The 22,298-nt window shown below is 71.6% G+C and carries 19 protein-coding genes; 9 read left to right on the top strand and 10 right to left on the bottom strand.

Annotated features, from left to right (window positions below; translation table 11 throughout):
- Positions 1-176: 176 nt before the first annotated feature.
- From OG598_RS33240 to OG598_RS33225, 4 genes are all read left to right on the top strand, one after another.
- On the top strand, positions 177-899 hold the full coding sequence (locus tag OG598_RS33240) for a hypothetical protein (protein WP_328652461.1): 723 nt from the start codon (positions 177-179) through the stop codon (positions 897-899).
- 77 nt (positions 900-976) lie between these two features.
- A complete protein-coding gene (locus OG598_RS33235) occupies positions 977-2,035 on the top strand; it encodes a mechanosensitive ion channel family protein (RefSeq protein WP_442931438.1) in 1,059 nt (352 codons plus the stop codon).
- Positions 2,036-2,268: 233 nt separating this feature from the next.
- A complete protein-coding gene (locus tag OG598_RS33230) occupies positions 2,269-3,654 on the top strand; it encodes an MFS transporter (protein WP_328652460.1) in 1,386 nt (461 codons plus the stop codon).
- A 162-nt stretch (positions 3,655-3,816) separates the two neighbouring features.
- Positions 3,817-4,206 carry a globin gene (locus OG598_RS33225; protein ID WP_210786153.1) on the top strand — a complete coding sequence of 130 codons (390 nt, stop codon included), beginning with the start codon at positions 3,817-3,819 and terminating at the stop codon, positions 4,204-4,206.
- Positions 4,207-4,227: 21 nt separating this feature from the next.
- Here the strand turns inward: OG598_RS33225 and OG598_RS33220 are convergent, their stop codons facing one another.
- From OG598_RS33220 to ettA, 4 genes are all read right to left on the bottom strand, one after another.
- Positions 4,228-4,812, bottom strand: coding sequence for a YbjN domain-containing protein (locus tag OG598_RS33220; protein WP_328652459.1), 585 nt, complete (start codon positions 4,810-4,812; stop codon positions 4,228-4,230).
- Between the two features lie 131 nt (positions 4,813-4,943).
- The gene (locus OG598_RS33215) at positions 4,944-5,681 is read right to left on the bottom strand and encodes a hypothetical protein (protein ID WP_328652458.1); all 738 of its coding nucleotides are present in this window, start codon (positions 5,679-5,681) and stop codon (positions 4,944-4,946) included.
- Positions 5,678-6,124, bottom strand: a complete 447-nt coding sequence (locus tag OG598_RS33210; RefSeq protein WP_112584127.1) for an acyl-CoA thioesterase — start codon at positions 6,122-6,124, stop codon at positions 5,678-5,680. Before OG598_RS33210 ends, OG598_RS33215 begins: the two co-directional genes overlap by 4 nt.
- 12 nt (positions 6,125-6,136) lie before the next feature.
- Positions 6,137-7,813 (bottom strand): energy-dependent translational throttle protein EttA, encoded by a 1,677-nt coding sequence (ettA, locus tag OG598_RS33205; RefSeq protein WP_210786151.1) that lies wholly within the window; start codon positions 7,811-7,813, stop codon positions 6,137-6,139.
- Positions 7,814-8,022: 209 nt separating this feature from the next.
- Between ettA and OG598_RS33200 the strand changes: the two genes are divergently transcribed.
- The 4 genes from OG598_RS33200 to otsB all read left to right on the top strand — a co-directional run bounded on the left by OG598_RS33200 (position 8,023) and on the right by otsB (position 12,845).
- Positions 8,023-8,307 carry a hypothetical protein gene (locus tag OG598_RS33200; protein WP_328652457.1) on the top strand — a complete coding sequence of 95 codons (285 nt, stop codon included), beginning with the start codon at positions 8,023-8,025 and terminating at the stop codon, positions 8,305-8,307.
- A gap of 17 nt (positions 8,308-8,324) precedes the next feature.
- Complete coding sequence (locus tag OG598_RS33195; RefSeq protein ID WP_328652456.1) at positions 8,325-8,696, top strand: hypothetical protein; 372 nt, start codon at positions 8,325-8,327, stop codon at positions 8,694-8,696.
- A gap of 142 nt (positions 8,697-8,838) precedes the next feature.
- On the top strand, positions 8,839-10,239 hold the full coding sequence (locus OG598_RS33190; RefSeq protein ID WP_328652455.1) for an alpha,alpha-trehalose-phosphate synthase (UDP-forming): 1,401 nt from the start codon (positions 8,839-8,841) through the stop codon (positions 10,237-10,239).
- Positions 10,240-10,280: 41 nt separating this feature from the next.
- Positions 10,281-12,845, top strand: a complete 2,565-nt coding sequence (otsB, locus tag OG598_RS33185) for a trehalose-phosphatase (RefSeq protein WP_328655507.1) — start codon at positions 10,281-10,283, stop codon at positions 12,843-12,845.
- Between the two features lie 48 nt (positions 12,846-12,893).
- Here otsB and OG598_RS33180 read toward each other — a convergent pair whose 3' ends face one another.
- From OG598_RS33180 to cobC, 4 genes are all read right to left on the bottom strand, one after another.
- Positions 12,894-14,180, bottom strand: a complete 1,287-nt coding sequence (locus OG598_RS33180; RefSeq protein WP_328652454.1) for a hypothetical protein — start codon at positions 14,178-14,180, stop codon at positions 12,894-12,896.
- A gap of 159 nt (positions 14,181-14,339) precedes the next feature.
- Positions 14,340-15,581 (bottom strand): uroporphyrinogen-III C-methyltransferase, encoded by a 1,242-nt coding sequence (gene cobA, locus OG598_RS33175; RefSeq protein ID WP_328652453.1) that lies wholly within the window; start codon positions 15,579-15,581, stop codon positions 14,340-14,342.
- Positions 15,582-15,621: 40 nt separating this feature from the next.
- On the bottom strand, positions 15,622-16,725 hold the full coding sequence (cobT, locus tag OG598_RS33170; protein WP_328652452.1) for a nicotinate-nucleotide--dimethylbenzimidazole phosphoribosyltransferase: 1,104 nt from the start codon (positions 16,723-16,725) through the stop codon (positions 15,622-15,624).
- Entirely contained in the window at positions 16,725-17,810 is a 1,086-nt protein-coding gene (gene cobC, locus OG598_RS33165; protein WP_328652451.1) for an Rv2231c family pyridoxal phosphate-dependent protein CobC, read from the bottom strand. The genes cobT and cobC overlap by 1 nt, the downstream gene beginning before the upstream one ends.
- Positions 17,811-17,931: 121 nt before the next feature.
- On the opposite strand from cobC, the gene OG598_RS33160 reads away from it, so the two are divergent.
- Positions 17,932-20,061, top strand: coding sequence for a transglycosylase domain-containing protein (locus tag OG598_RS33160; protein ID WP_328652450.1), 2,130 nt, complete (start codon positions 17,932-17,934; stop codon positions 20,059-20,061).
- Between the two features lie 62 nt (positions 20,062-20,123).
- Here OG598_RS33160 and OG598_RS33155 read toward each other — a convergent pair whose 3' ends face one another.
- Positions 20,124-20,693 carry a GNAT family N-acetyltransferase gene (locus OG598_RS33155; protein ID WP_328652449.1) on the bottom strand — a complete coding sequence of 190 codons (570 nt, stop codon included), beginning with the start codon at positions 20,691-20,693 and terminating at the stop codon, positions 20,124-20,126.
- Positions 20,690-22,093: a cobyrinate a,c-diamide synthase gene (locus OG598_RS33150; RefSeq protein ID WP_328652448.1), complete on the bottom strand. Its 1,404-nt coding sequence runs from the start codon at positions 22,091-22,093 to the stop codon at positions 20,690-20,692. The genes OG598_RS33155 and OG598_RS33150 overlap by 4 nt, the downstream gene beginning before the upstream one ends.
- Positions 22,094-22,298: the final 205 nt, after the last annotated feature.

Below are 22,298 nucleotides of genomic sequence, written 5' to 3'. Positions count from 1 at the left end.
AGCCTGGGCGGACACTGACGTGTGACACCCCCGCCGCCGGTCTCACCGGTGCCGAACCTGCGCCGGCCGCCTGATCGACCCCGGTCTCACCAGGCACCTCGTTACGACGCTTCGGTGCCCAGCCTCGACCGATCGGCCAGCAGGTCCAGCGGCCATCGGCCCCTATGGTCACCGGCATGATCGACAAGCTTGCCGCCGCCACAGTGCGCCACCGGCACGTCGTCCTGGCACTCGGGCTGCTCCTGGTCGGCGTGAACGCCGCAGCCTCGGGGCCCGTGTCCGTTGCGGGGCAGCGCCTGTTGATCCTCATCTCCCTGGCGGCCCTGATCCTGGCGATCGTCGTCATGGGGGTCCGTCCGGCCTACCTCGTGGTGCAGCCGCAGATCCCGGCGTTCGCCACACCCGGGCCCGCCTGGACGGTGCTCTTCGCCCTGGGCTACCTCGGGCCCGCGTCCACCCGCGTCGACGCACTGCTGCGCTCGACCAGGCAGGGCACGCTGTCGGCGTTCGACGTGGTCTTTGATGTCCTCTGGGTGGTCCTGGCCGCGCTGGTGGTGGCGTGGGCGTGGCGGGGCCACGGGGTGCGGCTGCATCCCTCCGGGGTACGGCGGACGTGGGCGCTGGGCTCGCTCACCGTGCCGTGGGAGGCACTGCTGCCGCCGCAGATGCCATCGGCTGCCGACGGCCGGCTGTGGCTGGGAATGAGGATCATGGAACCTCAACTGGTTCGGCGGCGCGGCATTCCGCAGAGCCGAAGGGCGACGCGGAACGACAACATCGACGCCGGATTTCTCGCTGCGGTGATCGGGCACTACGTCGTTCACCCCGAACACCGGGCGGCGATCGGTGGTCAGGCCGAGTACGAACGGCTGCGCGCCGCGTTGCCCAAGAGAGGGTGAGCAACCGGCAGCGGGCATCCTGCCCTCGACGGTAGGTGTCACCCGGCCGGTGGGTCGGCGGCGGGCGCTCGGGTCCCTTGCGGTACGAAGACAGGGTGAGTGCCGCCAGTGTGACGCCCCTAGCCCTGTCCGACGCCGTCTCGGTGAGCTGCCAGGGCAGCACCTCCTGCGAGTGGATCTACCGGATCACCGAGTCGGCCTGGTTCGCCGAGGGAAGCTACTGGATCCTGCTCAAACCGCTTCGGGTGCTGCTGATCCTGGCACTGGCGATGGTGGCCCGCTGGGCGCTGCACCGGACCATCAACCGGTTGGTGCGAACGACCACCGATGGTGCGGTGCCGACGATGCTGCGGCCGCTGCGCGAGCGGGTACCCACCGCCGCGGTCGACCCGGCCGAGTTCGTGCCGGAGCGACGGAGGCAGCGGGCCGAGGCGATCGGGTCGGTGCTGCGCAGCCTGACCACCGCGTTCGTCTTCGGCATCGCGCTGCTGATGATCCTGCGGGAGTTCAGTTTCGACCTGGCGCCGTTGCTGGCCAGCGCGGGGATCGCCGGCGTCGCGCTGGGCTTCGGCGCGCAGAGCCTGGTGAAGGACCTGATCGCCGGCCTGTTCATGCTGATCGAGGACCAGTACGGCGTGGGTGACAACGTCGACCTGGGCGAGGCGATGGGCGTGGTCGAGTCGGTCGGCCTGCGGGTCACCACGGTGCGCGACGGCCGTGGCGTGCTCTGGTACATCCGCAACGGCGAGATCATCCGGGTGGGCAACAAGAGCCAGGGTTGGGCCCTCGTGGTGGTGGACCTGCCGATCGGTTTCAACAGCACCGAGGAGGCCACGGCGGTGCTACGGACCGCGGCCGCCTCGGTCGCGATGGACCCGGAGCTGTCGTCGGAGATCGTGGAGGCGCCCGAGGTGCTGGGTGTCGAGCAGGTGACGGTGGACGGCGCTGTCATCCGCACAGTGGTGAAGACGACAGCGGACGGGCAGTTCGCTGTGGGCCGGGAACTGCGTCGGCGTCTCGCCGAGGCGCTGGAAAATTCGGGGATCACCGCGCAGATCGCTGCGGCCCGCATCTATCCCGGTCTGTCCACCCGACCGTTGCCCGAGGGTGAGACAGGTCAGGGCGGCGCCACCTGACATCGCCGACATTGCCCGGCAATTCAGGGGTCGCGAGCCGGCCGGCCCCTCGGGTATCGTCCGTTCGTTCAGTCGGGGAGGCGACGAACGGCCCGTTCGACCTAGCTAGTTGTCAGACGATCGGGCAGAATCCGGAGCACGCGTTCCCACCAAAGCGTGTTCACATCCTCGCTGATCCGTAGATCTGACGAGTGCTTCCGGCCGGGCTGCCACGAGCGGCCGAGCCGGGGCCGATGGAGGCGACGGTGCCTGACGAGCGACCTTCCGCGGAAGGCCCCGCCACATTCCGCGAAGTCTTCGGCCAGCACGAGTTCCGGGCCGTGTTCGTGGCTGGCGCTCTCTCCTGGATCGGCGACTATGTCGCGAAGGCCGCCGTCACCCTGCTCGTCTATCAGCAGACCCGGTCCGTCGCGCTCTCCGCGGCCGCCTTCGCGGTCAGCTTCCTGCCCTGGCTGCTGGGCGGTCCCGTGCTCGCCGCGCTCGCGGAGCGGTACCCGTTCCGACGGGTGATGGTGGCATGCGACCTCATCCGGATGGCGCTGATGCTGCTCATCGCCATCCCGAACCTGCCGTACCAGGCGGTGCTGGTGCTCATCTTCGCCGCCACGCTGGCCAACCCGCCAAGCCAGGCGGCGAAGTCCGCGCTGATCCCGCAGTTGCTCACCGGGGACCGACTGGTGCTGGGGCTGTCGCTGAACAGCAGCGTCGGGCAGGCAGCCCAGGTCGTGGGGTACGTCTTCGGCGCCGCTGTCGCCGCTGTCGACCCGGAGGCGGCGCTGCTGTTCAACGCGGTCACGTTCGGTCTCTCGGCGCTGCTGGTTCGCCTGGGCGTGCGTCACCGCCCTCCGGTGATGAACCCGGAGCACCGCAGCCACCTGTTGCAGGAGACTCGCCAGGGGTTCGGCATCGTGTTCCGCACACCGGTGCTGCGGGCCATCGCGGTGCTGGTGTTCAGTTCGATGCTCTTCTCGATCGTTCCCGAGGGTCTGGCCGCAGCCTGGGCCAACGACGAGGGTCGTGGCGCGGTGAGCGCGGGCACCGCACAGGCGGCGATCATGGTGGCCAACCCGATCGGCTTCATCCTCGGTGGGTTGCTGGTGAGTCGCCTGTTCGGGCCGGCTCGCCGACTGAAGCTGATGCGGCCGCTCGCGGTGCTCGCCCCGTTGGTGCTCGTGCCGGTGCTGCTCGACCCTCCGCCGCTGGTGGTCGCGCTGCTCGCCGCGCTCTGCGGGTTCGCGGTCGCCGGCATGATGCCGATGGCCAACGGGTTGTTCGTCCAGGCTCTGCCCAACGGCTTCCGAGCCCGCGCCTTCGGGGTTATGGCCACCGGCATCCAGGTCATCCAGGGTCTCGCGGTGCTGGTCACCGGGATGCTCGCCGAACGGTTCCCCATTCCGATTGTGGTGGGGGTCTGGAGCGCAGCCGGGGTGGTGCTGATGGCGGTGGCCACGCTGCGCTGGCCGGACCGGCAGACGGTGGACGACGCGATCACTGCCGCCTCGTTGGCCAACGCCGCTCCGCCGCCCGCCGGGCTCGGCGACCCGGCCAGCGACCGCCTGGTGGAAGGCTCGTCCGACCCGCATGCCGGTGACGGCCACCGCCGGCACGCTGTCACCTGAGCGTCGAACCGACCTCTGCCCGTGCAGGCCGGGTGCCCGATATTCGGGATCGTCGACCCGGCGTGATCGGACGCACGCCGTGCGGGTCGGGTCGGCACCGGACGCACCTGGCAGGATGGAACTGTGACTTCCGCAGGTGAATCCGACCGTCCCGGTGCGTCGATGACCCTCTTCGAAGCGGTCGGCGGCGAACCCACCTTCCGCAAGCTGGTCGACGAGTTCTACGCCGGCGTCGCCACCGACCCCCTGCTGCGACCCATGTACCCGGAGGAGGACCTGGGCCCGGCCGCGGACCGGATGACCCTGTTCCTGATGCAGTACTGGGGCGGCCCGAACACGTACTCCGCTCAGCGCGGGCACCCGCGGCTGCGGATGCGCCACGCGCCGTTCCGGATCGGCGCGGCCGAACGGGACGCCTGGCTGCGGAACATGCGCCGTGCGGTGGACCGGCTCGACCTTGAGCCGGAGATCGCCGCAACCCTCTGGGACTACCTGGAGCGGGCCGCGTACTTCATGGTCAACGTCGAGGACGACCCGGCCAACGGCGGCTGACCCACCCCACCCGGAGCGGCGTCAGAGCAGCGCGCCCTCGTCGTGCAGCCAGTCCACGAAGCTGGTGGCGACCGCCGCGCCGCAGTCGAGCATCTCGACCAGGAGCGCGTCGTGGGTGCCGGCACCCAGGGGCACCTGAAGCTCGGCGTAGATCGGTAGCTGACCGCGCTCGGTCGGGTCACCGATGTACGCCTTGCAGAACCGGCGGGTGTGGTTCCACTCGTTGACCACCCGGTACGCCCGGTCGGCCCAGTCCGGCGGGACCGTGGCGTGCGGACGTGCCCGCATGACCAGGATCTCGTCCTCCGGCCCTTCGAGGGTGACCAGCACCGCGTGCCGCTCCCACATCGCCAGCAGGTTGCCGTCGCCGTCGGCCAGATAACGCACGTCGAGCAGATCGAGCGCGTCACAGACCCGGCGCAGACTCACCGGCTCGACGGTGGCGGGCATCTCGGTCAGCACGGGCCGCTCGTTGGACGGGCAGTCGTCCCCCGGCTGGCGAGGGCTGGGCGGCCCGATCCGGACCGCGCTATCGACTGTGATCCCGCTTCGGGTATCCGGATCGCCGCCGTCGGCGGGACCGGGGCGCCATGACCACCACGGCATCGCTCGCGCACCTCACTCCCCAGCGGATCCAGTCGCCTACGGTGCGTTGGATCCGAGGATGGACGGTACCCGGACAGCCGGGTTGAAGCACCCCCCCAACGACCGCCCCTGACCAGAAGAATGATCCGGGGTCATCCGTTCGGACGAGCGCTCAGGGGTGTCACGGCAAGATCCGTGGCCTTCTGCAACCAAGCCGCTCCGTGCGGTCCCACCAGGCCGACCCAACGACCGGCCACCCGCACCTGAACGGCGTCCCCACCCTCGCCAGCCGCCGAGCCGTGGGCGGCGCCGAGGAAGCCCATCCGGACCACCCCCTGCACCAGCCGCTGCGGCACCTCGACCGGCGCGGCGGGCGTCCCGTCCGGGGTGATCAGCACCGCCACGTGGTCGAGCAACGCGTCCCGCAGGGCCCGCTGGCCCACGGCACGGCCGGCCACACCCTGCTCGCTCGCCGTCCGCAGGGTGCCCGCCGCCGCGTCGGCGATCCGTCGCAACTCGGCAACGGGCAGTGCCTCCACCTGGCGGCTCCGCGTCGGCGGCAGCGGCCACCGCCACTGGGCGTCCCGGCGGGTCGGCAGCGTCGCGCCGCCCCGCTCCAGCTCGGCGAGCAGCTCCGCGGCTGCCACCGTGACGTCCTCCGCGACGCCGTCGGCCGGCCCACCGGCGAGCGTGCGGACCACCAGGACCTGCCACGGCAGCCGGGCCCACAGGGCGACCCGGCCCGGTGCGCCGGCCGGCCGCAGCCGGACCGGCGCGACCGGATCCAACCGGACCAGCCGGGCCAGGAAGGCGCCCGCGTCCGCCACCCCGGCGACACCGTGGGTGGACGCCGCCGTCCGGCCCGGCTCGGCGGTGCCCGGCCGGGTCACGCCACACCGCCCTGCGGCGCGTACGTGAGCAGGAAGTCGCGTTCCTCGGTGGTGATCCGCCGGGGCACCTGGCGGGTCAGGTCGAACGGCACCAGCACCGAACGGGCCCGGCTGGCCAGCACCTCACCGTCGTACAACTCGTAGGCGACGGTGAACCGGGAGGCCCGGATCTCCTCCACCCACAGCTCGATCCGCACCGTGGGTGCCGCCTCCGCGGTGGCCCGGCCGAGCGCGTAGTCGACCGGGCGCAGGTAGTCGACCTCGTGCCGGCGGATCACCACCCCGTCGGCGAACGAGCCGACGCCCCAGGCCCGGCCGCCGGCGAACATCAACGCCACCCGCGCCTCCTCGTACAGGGTGAGGAAGCGCGAGTTGTTGACGTGGCCGTACGCGTCCAGGTCGGACCAGCGCAGGGTGCAGTGGTAGACGAAGCGGTCAGACACCTTCTCGGCCGGTCAGTCGCGGGTCAGCTTGCGGTAGGTCACCCGGTGCGGCCGGGCAGCCTCAGCGCCGAGGCGGTCGATCTTGTTCTTCTCGTACGCCTCGAAGTTGCCCTCGAACCAGAACCACCGGGACGGGTCCTGGTCGTCGCCCTCCCAGGCCAGGATGTGCGTGGCGACGCGGTCCAGGAACATCCGGTCGTGCGAGATGACCACGGCGCAGCCGGGGAACTCCAGCAGCGCGTTCTCCAGGCTGGACAGCGTCTCCACGTCCAGGTCGTTCGTCGGCTCGTCGAGCAGGATGACGTTGCCGCCGATCTTCAGGGTCAGCGCCAGGTTGAGCCGGTTGCGCTCACCGCCGGAGAGCACCTTCGTCGGCTTCTGCTGGTCCGGTCCCTTGAAGCCGAACGCGGCGATGTACGCCCGCGACGGCATCTCGACCTTGCCCACCATCAGGTAGTCCAGCCCGTCGGAGACGACCTCCCAGACGGTCTTGTCGCCGTTGAGGCCTTCGCGGTTCTGGTCGACGTACGACAGCGAGACGGTGGGGCCGACCCGGACCTGGCCGCCGGTCGGCTCCTCCAGCCCGACGATGGTCTTGAACAGGGTGGTCTTGCCGACGCCGTTGGGGCCGATGATGCCGACGATGCCGTTGCGCGGCAGCGAGAACGACAGGTTGTCGATCAACAGCCGGTCGCCGAAGCCCTTGCTGAGGTCGACCGCCTCGATCACCGTGCTGCCCAGGCGCGGGCCCGGCGGGATCTGGATCTCCTCGAAGTCGAGCTTGCGGGTCTTCTCCGCCTCGTTGGCCATCTCGTCGTACCGGTCCAGGCGGGCCTTGGACTTGGTCTGCCGGGCCTTGGCGTTGGAGCGGACCCACTCCAGCTCCTCGGTGAGGCGCTTCTTCATCTTGGCGTCGCGGCGGCCCTCGACGGCCAGCCGGGCGGCCTTCTTCTCCAGGTAGGTGGAGTAGTTGCCCTCGTACCCGATGGCCCGGCCGCGGTCCAGCTCCAGGATCCAGCCGGCCACGTTGTCGAGGAAGTACCGGTCGTGGGTGATCGCCATGACGGTGCCGGCGTACTTCGCGAGGTGCTGCTCCAGCCAGGAGACGCTCTCCGCGTCCAGGTGGTTGGTGGGCTCGTCGAGCAGGAGCAGGTCGGGCGCCTCCAGCAGCAGCTTGCAGAGCGCGACCCGGCGACGCTCACCACCGGAGAGCTGGGTCACGTCGGCGTCCGGCGGCGGGCAGCGCAGCGCGTCCATGGCCAGTTCGAGCTTGGAGTCGACGTCCCAGGCGTCGAGGTGGTCAAGCTCCTCCTGGAGCTTGCCCATCTCCTCCATCAGCTCGTCGGAGTAGTCGGTGGCCATCTGCTCGGCGATCTTGTTGAACCGCTCCAGCTTGGCCTTGGTCTCGGCGACCGCCTCCTCGACGTTGCCGAGCACGGTCTTGGCCTCGTTGAGCGGGGGCTCCTGGGCGAGCATGCCGACGGTGTAGCCGGGCATGAGTCGGGCCTCGCCGTTGCTCGGCTTGTCCAGCCCTGCCATGATCTTGAGGAGGCTGGACTTACCGGCGCCGTTCGGGCCGAGCACACCGATCTTGGCCCCCGGCAGGAAGCTCAACGTGACGTTGTCGAGCACGACCTTGTCGCCGTGCGCCTTGCGCGCCTTTTCCAGAACGTAGATGTACTGGGCCACGGTGCGGGCTACCTCCGTCGGTTGCTGTCGCTGATCGGCGGCGCGGCGCGGGCTGCGAGGACCGCCCGCCGCCGCCGGCCGGGAGCCGGCCGCGCGCACGCCATCGTCAATCCTGACAGGTACGGCGCGCTTCGCCCACATCACCCCGCCCCAGGAGTACGCGGGCGAGCCCCCTTGCCCGAGCCGGTAAGGCAAATTACGGTTTAGGTATGACCAAGAAGATCACCATCAGCCTGCCCGACGATCTTGCAGAAAGGCTGACCGAGGAGCCGAACGCCTCTGCCTATGTCGCGGAGTCCCTCCGACGGCGGGTGGCCGGGGAGAAGACACGAGAGATCCTTCGGCGGGTCGGTTTCGAGATCACTGATGAGGGTGTGGCGCGGGTGCACGCCGAAATGGAGCAGTTGAGGGCGCGCATCACCCCCGAACTGCGCGAACAGGCGGCTCAACTCCAGGCCGAGGTCTTGGCAGCACGCGCGAGAGCCACCCGGTGACGGACTACGGCTTGGCGTTGGACGCGACCGCCCTGCTGGCCTATTCGTCGTCGAAACGGGATGTCGGTCACCGCATCGCGGAAGCTGCTGACTATGGCGTGCACGTGCTGGTACCGGCACTCTGCCTCGTCCGTGCACACCAGGAGGCCACTCCCGCCCAGTGGGAGATGCTCGAAGTTCTCGCCGCGTTGCCGCACATCCGGGTAACTCCGGTCGAGCCGAACATGTGCTCGTTTCTCGGCGGATGGTCACGCCGAATGGCCGGGCACACGGATCTAGCCCAGCTGGCGATGGACGCCGCGGCCCACCCCCTCGTACCGATCATGACCGATCGGCGTGAGCTGCTCGCCGAGGTGCTGCCGAAGGAATGGCCGATCATCGACCTCTGACCGGCGGGCTGTCGACAAGATCACCCTTAGGATTCGGTCGCACCGAGGCGGGTAGGAGACTCCGGCACGGGGCACAAGACGCCGCAGCTACGCTCAGTACGCTCATCGCGGTGGACCCGTCAGTACCCGGAGGTGGCCGATCGTGACCGTCCGTAGCTCCTTTGTCGTAGTGGCGAACCGTCTGCCGGTCGACGAGGTGAGCACACCCGAGGGCCGGCAGTGGCGACGCAGCCCTGGCGGGCTGGTCACCGCGCTGCATCCCGTACTCGCCGAACACAAGGGCACCTGGGTCGGCTGGGCCGGTGGCACCGGCGCCGCCCCCGAGCCGTTCGACCTCGAGGGGATCCGGCTGCACCCGGTCCCGCTCAGCGCCGAGGAGTTGGAGCGCTACTACGAGGGTCAGTCCAACGCGACGATCTGGCCGCTCTACCACGACGCGGTGGAGACGCCGGCCTACAAGCGCCGGTGGCGGGAGGCGTACCGCCTGGTCAACGCCCGGTTCGCGGAGGCCGCAGCCGACGTGGCGGCCGAGGGCGCGACGGTCTGGGTGCAGGACTACCAGCTCCAGTTGGTGCCGGCGATGCTCCGTGAGCTCCGCCCGGACCTGCGGATCGGGTTCTTCCTGCACATCCCGTTCCCGCCGATCGAGCTGTTCATGCAGATGCCGTTCCGCACCGAGATCCTTCGCGGTCTGCTCGGCGCCGACCTGGTCGGTTTCCAGCAGCGGCTGGCCGCGCAGAACTTCGTCCGGCTGGCCCGGCACCTGCTCGGGCTGCGCTACGAGGGGCAGATGATCCAGGTCGACGGTCGGCAGGTGAAGGCGGGCGCCTTCCCCATCTCGATCGACACCCGGGAGATGGAGCGGATGGCCGCCGACCCGGCGATCCAGGCCCGGGCCAAGCAGATTCGCGCCGAGTTGGGCGACCCGAAGACGATAATCCTGGGCGTGGACCGGCTGGATTACACAAAGGGCATCGAGTTGCGACTCAAGGCCTTCCGGGAGCTGCTGGCTGACGGAAAGTTGACAGTTCCCGACGCGGTCATGGTTCAGGTCGCCACACCCAGCCGCGAGCGCGTGGAGCACTACCAGGCACTACGTGTGAAGGTGGAGCGCGAGGTCGGCCGGATCAACGGCGAGTTCGGCAGGGTCGGCGTGCCGGCGGTCCATTACCTCCATCAGTCGTACAGTCGCAGTGAGCTGGCGGCGATGTACGTTGCTGCCGACGTGATGATGGTGACCCCGCTGCGAGACGGAATGAACCTCGTGGCGAAGGAATACGTAGCATCACGTGCCGACCAGGGTGGCGCGCTCGTACTCAGTGAGTTCGCCGGTGCTGCCACCGAGCTTCGCCAGGCATTTTTGTGTAACCCGCACGACCCGGACGCGGTCAAGGACGCCCTCCTCCGGGCAGTGCACGTGGAGAAAACCGAGGCACGCCGCCGGATGCGGACAATGCAACGTCACCTGCGTACCCACGACGTGGGCCACTGGGCCAAGTCTTTCCTCTCGGAGCTCGGAGTTCCCGAGGCGGAGGCCGAGTGAACACGTCCGTCAACGATGGGGCGGCAAACGCCACCGGGGTCATGGACCCTGAGTTGCGTTCCGCCATCGGCCGGATCGCCCGGGTCCCCCAACTCCTGGTCGCCTGCGACTACGACGGCACGCTGGCGCCGATCGTGGAGGACCCGAGCACGGCCGTACCGCTGCCCGAGTCGGTCGCCGCGGTCCGCGCGCTCGCCGCGCTGCCGCAGACCACAGTGGCGGTGGTCTCCGGTCGGGCGCTTCGCGACCTGGCCGCGCTCTCGCGACTGCCCAGCGAGGTGCACCTCGTCGGCAGTCACGGCTCCGAGTTCGACATCGGCTTCGTCGAGCGGCTCTCCCCCGAACTGGTCGCCGTGCGGACCCAGGTCCGCAACGCGCTGCGTGAGATCGCCGCCCAGCACCCGGGCATCCGGCTGGAACGCAAGCCGGCGAGCGTCGCGATGCACACCCGTGGGGTGGACCCGCAGATCGCCGCCGCCGCCATCGAGGCGGTCCGCAACGGTCCGGCCACCTTCGACGGCGTCACGGTGACCCAGGGCAAGGAGGTCATCGAACTCTCCGTGGTGGCCACCCACAAGGGCACCGCACTCGACCAGTTGCGGACCCAGCTCGCCTCCAGCGCGGTGCTGTTCATCGGCGACGACGTCACCGACGAGAACGGGTTCGGCCACCTGCACGGTCCCGACCTCGGCATCAAGATCGGCCCCGGCGACACCCAGGCCAGCTACCGGGTTGCCGACCCGCTGGAGGCCGCCCGCGCGCTGGCTCTGCTGCTGGAGACCCGGCGGCACTGGCTGTTCGGTGAGCGGGCGGTGCCGATCGAACGGCACTCCATGCTCGCCAACGGTCGTACCGTCGCTCTGCTCACCCCCGAGGCCAAGGTGAGCTGGCTCTGCCACCCCAAGCCGGATTCGGCGGCGATCTTCGCCGACCTGGTCGGTGGCAGCCCGGCCGGCCACTTCAGCGTCGCCCCGGAACGTGGCGGCATCCCGCTGGGCCAGCGCTACCGCTCCGGCACGATGACAGTGGAGACCCGCTGGTCCGGGCTCACCGTCACCGACTGGCTGGACAAGCCGGCCCGCGAGACCACCCCGGACGACAGCCCGGCGGTCATCACCGGCGACTCGACACTGGTCCGGGTGCTGACCGGCAGTGGCAAGGCCAAGGTGGAGTTCGCGCCGAGGCCGGAGTTCGGCCAGGTGGCCGTCCAGTTGCAGCCGATCGGCGACGGTCTGCTGGTGCTCGGCTCCAACGAACCGGTCGCGCTCTACGCCCCCGGCGTGGAGTGGGAGGTCGGCAACGACGGAGGCTACGAGACCGCCAAGGCGATCGTCGACCTCTCCGCCGCCGGTGGGCAGGTGGTGCTGGAGCTGCGCTTCGGCACGCACAGCCTGGAGCACCACCGGGTGCCGATCCACGAGCGGCAGGCCGCCGCCGAGCAGCCGTGGAAGGACTGGGTGGCCTCGCTGCGGCTGCCGTCCACCGCCCGTGACCTGGTCGCGCGTAGCGCCCTCACCCTGCGCGGGCTCTGCCACGAAGCCACCGGCTCGATCCTGGCCGCGGCGACCACCTCGCTCCCCGAGGAGCTGGGCGGCGTCCGCAACTGGGACTACCGCTACTGCTGGCTGCGCGACGCCGCGCTGACCGCCCGCGCACTTGTCGACCTGGGCTCCGTCGAGGAGGCCGAGGCGCTGCTGCGCTGGGTGGACGGCTGCATCGAACGCACCGGCGGGCACCCGGAGCGACTGCACCCGCTCTACACCATCGACGGCTACGAGCTGGGCGCTGAGGCGGTCATCGACACGCTGCCCGGGTACGCCGGCTCCCGGCCGGTCCGGGTCGGCAACCTCGCCAACCACCAGTTGCAGCTGGACGTCTTCGGCCCGATCGCCGACCTGATCGCGGCCGTCGCCGACGCTCGCGGTTCGGTCCGCGACGACGAGTGGCGGGTCCTGGAGAACATGGTCGAGGCGGTCCGCCGCCGCTGGCACGAGCCCGACCACGGCATCTGGGAGGCCCGGCTGCCACCCCGGCACCACGTCTTCTCCAAGGTGATGTGCTGGATGACAGTCGACCGCGCGCTGCACGTGATGCGCGAGCACGGCGGCGAGGACCGGCCCGAGTGGAAGGACCTGCGCGACCGGATCGGCGCCAACGTGCTGGAGCACGGCTGGCACTCCGACGTCGAGGCGTACAGCGTCGCGTACGGGGACGAGGACATGGACGCCTCGTCGCTCTGGATCGGCCTCTCCGGCCTGCTTCCGGGCGACGACCCGCGCTTCCTGTCCACCGTCCTGCGGATCGAGGCGGACCTGCGCAGCGGTCCGGTCGTCTACCGCTACCACTGGGACGACGGCCTGCCCGGCCGTGAGGGCGGCTTCCACATCTGCACGGCGTGGCTGATCGAGGCGTACCTGCGCACCGGCCGCCGCACCGACGCCGAGGAGCTGTTCGCGCAGATGGTGCTGACCGCCGGCCCGACCGGGCTGCTCCCCGAGCAGTACGACCCGCTCGCCGAGCGCGGCCTGGGCAACCACCCGCAGGCGTACAGCCACCTCGGTCTGATCCGCTGTGCCCTGCTGCTGGACAACATGCTCAAGCAGTAGTCGACAGCTCGTACGACGGGGCCGGAGCGCATGCTCCGGCCCCGTCGGTCACTGCGGGTACGGCAGGCTCGGTTGCCACCCGTACAGGTGAGCGCCGAGGTCGGTGGGCACCGTCCAGTGCACGTACGGCAGCACAGCGCTGCTGCCGGTGTGGATCAGGCACAGTAGTGGGGCGTCGCCGGTGTGGTCGAGCGCGAGCTTCGGTTTACGGGCCGCGCCGACGCCGCCGAGGCCGAACAGGACAACCGGGTCCCGGACCGGAAGCCCCTGTGCCTGTCGGGCGTCACGCCACCCTCGGTACGCCGCGTCCAGCCGCCAGGGCGCGAGGTCGGCGAGACCGCGGTACAGGTTCGCCACCCAGGTCGGTGTGAGTTCGGCGTCGGAGAGCCGGTACGGCACCCCGGTCAGCAACGCGTCGAGCTCCGGATCCGTCTCCACCCCGGCGTTGAGCAACGCCTCGGGCAACGCGCCACGGCGGACGGCCGCGACCGCAGGGGCGGCCTGCTCGACCCGATCGACCTGCCAGCGAAGCCCTGCCGGGGTGTTCGCCGCTCGGCGGTCCCACAACCAGCGGGCGTTGTCCCAGCGGTGCCGCTGGTTGGCCGGGATCAGGTCGTCGATGCCGATGACCAGCTCCTCGCCCTCGACCCGTGCGGTGAGCCACCGGCCCCGCAGGTGCGGCCGCTGCTGGCCGTAGCCGGCCAGCGCGACCACCGCGGACCGCAGGTAGGCGCCGGTGTTCCCGCGCGGGAAGTGCCAGCACAATGTGGACAGGTCGAGGGCGTCGAGGTCGGCGGCTGCCTCGTCCGACACCACGCCGAACCGGACCGGCGGCGATGCCGCGCTGGCCTGGCGATTGTCGAACTGTCGACGGTCCCGGCGCTGCCGTGTCTCGGCCCGCTCGACCGACGGGCTGACCGAGTACGCCGCCTTCTTCCCGGCCCACCGCAGCACCTCCGCCCCGGCCGCCTGCGGGTCTCCGAAGAGCCGGAACGCCAACAGCTCGGGCTCGTCGGACCCGTCGTCCTCGGTCACCTGTAGCTCGTACACCAGGTCGCCGGGCGAGTCCAGGTCGTACGCGGTGTGCGGGTCACGGCCGAACTCGTTGCCGACGAGCGAGTCGCCCGGCTGTTGGCGATAGCCACGGACCGCAGTGACCAGGACGGCCCAGGAGCCGTCCGCGTCCGCGCACCTCAGCGTCCGGACCGGACTGTCGCGCCATCGCGAGGCGAGGTCCTCGAAGCTGGTGGTCAGGCCGGGACGTCCACATCGCAGCGCAACCGGGGTGAGCAGTTCCGTTCGCCACGTCTCGTGAGGGTCCTTCACGGTGAGCATGAGCGACATTGTGTCCACAGCGACCGACAACCGCCGCAGCTGGCAACCTTGGACAGTTTCCGTTACGCGCTAACGGAAACTGTCCAAGATCTGCCGTGTCGATGCCCTGCGATGCCCGGGTCCACCGCCGGACGGGTCGCCGCCGCGTCCGGTCACCTGTCAGCCGTCGAGCGCGCCCACCACGTCGCCCACCACGACGACGGCGGGCGGGCGTAGGTCGGCCGCACGCAGGTCGGCCGCGACCTCGCCCAGCGTGGACCGCAGCACGCGCTGGGTGCCCGTCGTGGCTTCCTGGACGACGGCGGCCGGCGTCTGCGGCGACCGACCGTGGGCGATCAGGGTGGCCGTGATGGCGGCGAGGTTCTTCAACCCCATCAGGATCACCAGGGTGCCGTGCAGACCGGCGAGGGCGTCCCAGCGCACCAGCGAGGCCGGCGCGTCGGGTGCCAGGTGCCCGGAGACCACTGTGAACTCGTGCGCCACCCCCCGATGGGTGACCGGGATGCCGGCTGCGGCCGGAGCGGCGATCGAGCTGGTCACCCCGGGCACCACTGTCACCGGCACGCCGGCAGCCGCGCAGGCCAGCAACTCCTCGCCGCCCCGGCCGAAGACGTACGGGTCACCGCCCTTGAGCCGCACCACGAAGGCGCCGGCCAGGGCCCTGTCGACCAGGATCTGGTTGATCTCCTCCTGGGCCCGGGACGGGCCGTAGGGGATCTTCGAGGCGTCCACCAGCTCGACGTCCGGGCGCAACTCGTCGAGGAGCAGCCCGGGCACCAGCCGGTCGGCGACCACCACGTCGGCCTCGGTGAGCAGCCGCCAGCCCTTCACGGTGATCAGCTCCGGATCCCCCGGCCCCGCCCCGACCAGCGCCACCCGCCCGGCCTGCCGCCCGCCGATCGTCCCAGTGGAAGCATCGGGCCGGCCAGCGACCCCGTCCGGTGCCAGGCGCACGGCGAGCAGGTCGCGGATGGCGTCGCGGACCGTCATCGCCCGGCGCGGGTCGCCGCCGCCGAGCACCGCCACGGTGACCGGCCCATGCCGGGTCACCGCCGGGGTCCAGGCGGTGGCGGCCGTCCGGTCGTCGGCCCGGACGCAGAAGATCCGCCGCTCGGCGGCGACGGCGCTCACCGAGGCCGCCGCCATCGGGTCGTCGACAGCGACCTGGACCAGCCAGGCGCCGTCCAGGTCCTCGGGCACGAACCGGCGCGGCACCCAGTGCAGCCGACCCGCGTCGACCCGGGCGCGCAGCGCCGGGGTCAGCTCCGGGGCCACCAGCAGGACGTCCGCACCGGCGTCCAGCAGCGCGGGCACCCGCCGGGTGGCGACCGCGCCGCCACCCACCACGACCACACGCCGCCCGTGCAGCCGCAAACCCAGGGGGTACGGATTGGAGGTCATGCCTCACCACCGAGGCGGACGGCTCGTTCGCTGCGCGTGCTCACTTCTCGGCCACCCCTGCGGAGTCGAAGGTGGCCACCTCGTGCAGCACCCGGACCGCGCCGGTGACCACTGGCAACGCCAGCAGCGCGCCGGTGCCCTCGCCGAGGCGCAGCCCCAGGTCGATCAGCGGGTCGAGGCCGAGGTGGCGCAGCGCGACAGTGGCACCGGGCTCGGCCGAGCGGTGGCCGGCGACCATGGCGCAGACCGCGTCCGGGGCGAACGCGGCGGCGGCGAGCGCGGCCGAGACCGCGATCACGCCGTCCAGCAGCACCGGCGTGCGGCGCGCTGCGGCCCCCAGGATCAGCCCGGCCAGGGCGGCGTGCTCCAGACCACCGACGGCGGCCAGCACGCCCAGCGGATCGGTCGGGTCGGGGGTGTGCCGGGCCAGCGCGGCCCGCACCACCGCCACCTTGCGCGCGTAGGTCGGGTCGTCGACCCCGGTGCCCCGACCGGTGGTGTCGAGCGGGTCGGCGCCGGTGAACGCGGCGATCAGCACGGCGGCCGGGGTGGTGTTGCCGATGCCCATGTCCCCGGTGAGCAGGATGCCGGCGCCGGCGTCGATCAGCTCGTCGGCGATCCGGATGCCGGTCTGCACCGCCGCCAGCGTCTCGTCCCGGGTCAGCGCGGCGGTCACGGTGAGGTCGCGGGTGCCCCGGCGGACGGACGCGACAACCAGCCGAGGCACGGCCGGGTCGAGGGCCGTCGGGTCGAGGGCCGTCGGGTCGAGCACGGCCGGGTCGGTGGGCAGCGGGGTGGCCACGCCGACGTCGACGACTGTGACCGAGGCGCCGGCCTGCCGGGCGAACGCGTTGACCACCGCTCCACCGGCCAGGAAGTTGCCGATCATCTGCGCGGTGACCTCCTGCGGCCAGGGGCTCACCCCCTGGGCGTGCACCCCGTGGTCGCCGGCGAAGATCGCCACCGCGGCCGGCTCGGGCAGCGGTGGTGGGCAGACCCCGGCCAGGCCGGCGAGGCGTACCGAAAGCTCCTCCAGCGCGCCCAGCGAGCCCGCCGGCTTGGTCAGCCGGCCGTGCAGCTCCCGGGCGGCGGCCATTGCCGCTTCGTCCGCCGCGCGGATCGCCGCGATAGTGGTCTCCAGCATCATGCCTCCATGGTCTCGCGCAGCACGTCGATGAACGCGTCGGTGGTGTTTCGGTCGCGTACGGCCACCCGCAGCCAGTCCGGGCCGAGGCCGGGGAACGTGTCGCCTCGGCGGACCGCCCAGCCGCGCTCGCGCAGGGCGGCCCGGATCGCTGTCGCGCCCGGCAGGTGCAGCAGGACGAACGCGCTGGCGGGACGGCCGACGACGCGTACACCTGGCAGTTCGGCGAGGCGCGCGACCAGGTGCTCGCGGTCGGCGGCGAGGTCGGCGGCGATCGCGCGTTCGGCCTGGACCGCGACGTCGCTGGCGCAGGCCGACGCGGCCGCCAGCGCGGGCGTGGAGACGGCCCAGAGCGGCTGGACGGCTGCCAACCGGGACAGCAGCTCCGCGGCGCCGAGCAGGTAGCCGATCCGCAGGCCGGCCAGGCCCCACGTCTTGGTGAGGCTGCGGACCACGAGCAGCCCGGGCAGGTCGCGGCGTTCGGCCAGCGACTCCGGTTCGCCGGGGTGCCCGGAGGCGACGGTGGTGTCGGCGAACGCCTCGTCGACCACCAGCACCCGGCCGGGGCGGGCCAGCGCGGCGATCGTCCGGGCGGGGTGCAGCACCGAGGTCGGGTTCGTCGGGTTGCCGATCATCACGAGGTCGGCGTCGGCGGGCACCCGGGACGGGTCGAGCCGGAAGTCGTCGGCGGCGTCGAGCAGCACCCGCTCGACCGGGTGTCCGGCGGCCCGCAGCGCCGCCTCCGGCTCGGTGAACTGGGGGTGCACCACCACGGGGCGGTGCACGCCGCGTAGCGCCTGGGCGATCAACACGAAGCCCTCGGCGGCGCCGGCGGTGAGCAGCACCTCGTTCGGGTGACGGCGGTGTCGGGCGGCGACCGCCGCCCGGGCCGGCGCCGGGTCCGGATACCGGGCCAGGTCGGTCAGGGTCGCGGCGATCGGGTCGGCCAGCCAGGCGGGAGGACGCGCCCGACGGACGTTGACGGCGAGGTCGATCAGGCCGGCGGTCGCCTCCGCGTCGCCGTGGTGGGCGAGGTCCGGCTCGACCCCCGTGGGTGGGGCGACAGCGCTCGGCTGATCAGACATGTCCGCGATCCTGCCGGGAAGGCGGCCGGTGGGACAGTCGATCTCAGCGTAAGCCGCGTCACCACTCGCCGGTTTAAGAGTTCTTCTCATGTACGTATCGGAAATGTCATAACTTGACCAGGTGAGCAACCGACCCCTTGCTGCCGCTGGTCGTCTCGTCCCTCTCCTCCGCGCCGGACTGATCGCCGGAATCGTGATCGCCGCCGCCGCCTATCCACTGGTCGCCCTCACCGGGCTCGGCGCGAAGGCCACCGCGCACGCCGTGGACCAGAAGACCCGGGTGCTGAAGACCGCCCTGCCCGCCGAGACCTCGTACGTCTACGGCCCGGACGGCAAGACCGTGCTGACCATGTTCTACGAGGAGTACCGGCAGTACACCAAGCTGTCGGACATGTCGCCGAACATCCAGCAGGCGATCGTGGCCGCCGAGGACTCCCGCTTCTACCAGCACCACGGCGTCGATCCGAAGGGCGTGGCCCGGGCCTTCGTCTCCAACGCCCGCTCCGGCGGCTCCCAGGGCGCCTCGACGCTGACAATGCAGTACGTCCGGATGGCCCTGCGGGACAGCGCGACCACGCCCAAGGAGGTCCAGGAAGCCACCCAGCAGACCAGCCTGCGCAAGGTCAAGGAGATGCGGATGGCGCTGGACCTGGAGAAGGAGATCAGCAAGGAAGAGATCATGGAGCGCTACCTGAACTCGGCGTACTTCGGGCACCGGGCGTACGGCATCTACGCCGCCAGCGAGATCTTCTTCTCCAAGACCCCGAAGGACCTCACCCCCGTCGAGGCCGCCACCCTCGCCGGACTGGTCAAGTCCCCCTCCGAGTACGACCCGGCCGACTCCGACCAGAAGGAGGCCACCGGGCGGCGCAACTACGTGCTGGACCGGATGAGTCAACTCGGCTACCTCTCCCCCGACTCGGCCGCCGCCGCCAAGTCCGAACCGATCCGGCTCAAGCTGACCACCCCGCCGCACGACTGCGCGGCGGTGGCGGAGAAGTACAACAGCTGGGGCTTCGCCTGCGACTACCTGAAGAACTGGTGGAGCGCGCAGCCCGCGTTCGGGGCGAACCGGCTGGAACGGATGGACAACCTGCGCCGCGGCGGCTACCGGATCGTGCTCAGCCTCGACCCGAAGGTCCAGGCGGCGGCGGAGAAGAACGTCGGCGCCAAGGAGGCCACCGGCAGCCCGTTCGCCAACGGCATCGTGGTCTCCGAGCCGGGCACCGGGCGGGTGAAGGCCATGGCGGTGAACCGGACGTACTCGCTGGACCTGGCCGACAACCCGCAGAGCTCCAACCCCGAGGCCGGGCCGAAGGTGAAGGCCAACTACCCGAACACTGTCGCACCACTGCTCGGCGGCGGTGACCTGGCCGGCTACCAGGCCGGGTCGACGTTCAAGATGTTCCCGATGCTGGCCGCGTTGGACTCGGGGATGACCCTCTCCACCTCGTTCAACGCGCCCTACCGCTACCGGTCCGAGGTCTACGACGGATGGGCGCCCTCCAACGCCAGCGGCGCCATGACCGGTCAGCAGACCATGTGGTCCGGCTTCGGCAAATCGGTGAACACGTACTTCGTGTGGCTGGAGGAGAAGGTCGGCGCGGACCGGGCGGTCCGGTTGGCCGAACAGCTCGGACTGCGGTGGCGCACCGACGTCGACCGGGACCACGCGTCCCCGGACAAGGCGAAGAAGTGGGGTGCGTTCACCCTGGGCGTCTCCGACGCCACCCCGCTGGAGATGGCGAACGCGTACGCCGCCATCGCGGCCGACGGCCGCTACTGCGAGGCCATTCCCGTGCAAGCGATCATGAACAGGGACGGCACGCCCGCCACGTACGCCACAGCGGGCGGTCTGCACCGCGAGGTCGCCAAACCGCGCTGCCGGCAGGTGGTGAGCGCGGACGCGGCACGGGCGGCCACCGACGCGGCCCGCTGCCCGACCGGAGACACCCCGGCGCGCGGCAGCTGCGGCGGCTGGTCCACCGCCGACAGCGTGCGAGGCACCGTCGGACGCCCGGTGGCCGGCAAGACCGGTACGACCGACAGCACCCGGTCGGCCTGGTTCGTGGGCTACACCCCGGAGTTGGCCGCGGCGAGCTTCATCTCCGACCCGGACAACCCGTTCAACGCGGTCGGTGACGGGCAGTCCCAGATCCCGATCAAGGCGGTTTCGGAGACCCTGCGCGACGGCCTGAAAGGCACCCCGACCCGCCAGTTCACCCCACCGTCGGACGCCATCGTCGGCTGACCGGCGCGGGAGTCGACGCAGGTCGGCGGGGCTCGGCGGGAGCCGGCGCGGCTCAGCGGGGCTCAGCGCAGGTCAGCGGCGACGAACGACCACAGCTCCAGATCCACCCGGCCGCCGCTGACGAACCCGGCGTTCCGCAGCAGACCCTCGTAGCTGAACCCGGCCTTCTCGGCGACCCGGCGCGAGGCCAGGTTGCCGGGAGCCACCCGCAGCTCGACCCGCTGGAAGCCGTGCTCCAGGATCAGCGCGATGGCCACCGCGTCGACCGCCTCGGCGGCGAAGCCGAAGCCCCGCGCGTGCGCCGCCATCGCGTAGGAGATCTCGGTGAGGCGGGCGCCCCAGTCGGTACGCCGGGTCCACAGCGAGCCCACCACCTGGTCGTCCTCGCGCCGGAGCACCGCGTAGTGGTCGCCCTCCCCGCTGTCGCGCCGCTGCCGGGCCAGATCGGTGCACCAGGCCAGCCCGTCGATCGGGCCGGAGTCGTCGGGCAGCGGCAGCCAACGCCGGGTCAGCTTGTCGGCGAAGATCTCCCCGGCCGCCGCCGCGTCGGCCGCCGTGAGTCGACGCACCTCGGTACGGGGGGTGGAGACGGTCAACGTCGGGAATCGGCGCACCGCCACCTGACCGATCACACCGACACCCCGCCCGGCTGCGCTGGTACCACCTCGCTCGTCGGGTCGGCCGCCGCCGCGGCGACCAGCCGGGTCGCCGTCGCCGGATGGCTCGCCCAGTGCACTGTGAGCTGTGAGGCGTGCACGTTGCGCCAGACGAAGCCCTCCGGCGCGCCGCCGTCCCAGCTCCAGGCCGGGCGCTGACCAGCGCGGGGGGTGAGCACCGCACGGTGCGCCTTGTGCCCGACCAGCACCGTGCCGGTGGCGGCGACCACGCTGTCGGTCTGGGCTGTCGCCTCCCGGTAGCCGGCCACCACCCCGTCGCGGCTCACGCCAACCGCGTCCAGGACACCGCACATCGGCAGCCCGTCCAACTCCCGGGCCAGCCAGAGCAGCCCGGCGCCCTCGGCGATCACCGGGCGCCCGGTCCGCGCCAACTCGGCCACCGCGATGCAGAGCCGCCGGTTGGCCGACAACTGCTCGGCGTACGCCTCGGGCAGCGCGCCGCCGACGACAAGCGCGCGGGTGCCGACCGGCAGCGCCTCGTCGCGCAGCGGGTCGACGACGACGACCTCGGCGCCGGCGGCCCGGAGCAACTCGGTGGTCTCCGGGTGGCTGAAGCTGCCGCCCGGCCCACCGGCCACCGCCACCAGTGGGCGGTTCGCCGGGGGTGTGAACGTGCCGAGGGCCTCCTCCGGAGACCAGGCCGGCGCCGGCAGCGGCGGGGCGGAGCGGGCCAGCCCGAGCAGCCGTTCCAGGTCGACAGTGGCGGCGACGGCCTCGCCCAGCCGGCGGACCGCACGGACCGCGTCGGCCGAGTCGTCGACCACCGGCGCCACCCCGTGCCGCCGCGACGGCAGCACCGCCGGCAGGTCCTGCCGACGCAGCGCGCCGTAGACCGGCACCCCCACGTCGTCCAGCGCCTCGCGCAGCATCCCCTCGTGCCGCGACGACGCCACCCGGTTGAGGATCACCCCGCCGAGCCACAACTGCTCGTCGTACGAGCGGAAGCCATGCACCAGGGCCGCCACCGACTGGCCCATCGCGGCCACGTCGACGACGAGCACCACCGGGCTGCGCAGCGCGGCGGCCGCGGCGGCAGTGGACTCCTGCTCGGGACGGCCACCGACCGAGTCGTACAGCCCCATGCTGCCCTGCACCACGGCCAGCCCGGCACCGGCGGCACCGTGCGCCACCAGCGGGGCGAGCCGGTCGAGGCCGACCAGTCGAGGGTCGATCACCCGACCCGGCCGACCGGAGGCGAGGCCGAGGTAGGCGGCGTCGACGTGGTCCGGCCCGAGCTTGAACCCGGCGACGTCGACCCCTCGCTCGGCCAGGGCGGCGAGCAGCCCGATCGCCAGCGCGTTCTTACCGTGCCCGGAGGACGGCGCGCTGAGCACCAGGCGCGGCACGACGGTCATCATCGACTCCTCGCGAGCGGCGGCGGGTACACGACGGGACGACCAAGGCCGATCCGTCGGCGTGACGATACCCGCCCGGCTGGAGGCGCGAGCACCGCCAACCGGGGTGGGCGGCCCGGCCCTGGCAGTGCCCCGGGCCGTCGGCCGCAGCCCGGTCCGGCCCGGTCCAGGTCAGTGGCGCCGGTCATACGAGTAGCCTCGGTGC

The sequence above is a fragment of the Micromonospora sp. NBC_00330 genome, assembly GCF_036136635.1.
In the GTDB taxonomy this organism is placed as follows: domain Bacteria; phylum Actinomycetota; class Actinomycetes; order Mycobacteriales; family Micromonosporaceae; genus Micromonospora; species Micromonospora salmantinae.
The sequence above is the reverse complement of the archived record's forward strand: the minus strand, read 5'-3'. Positions and strand labels throughout refer to the sequence as shown.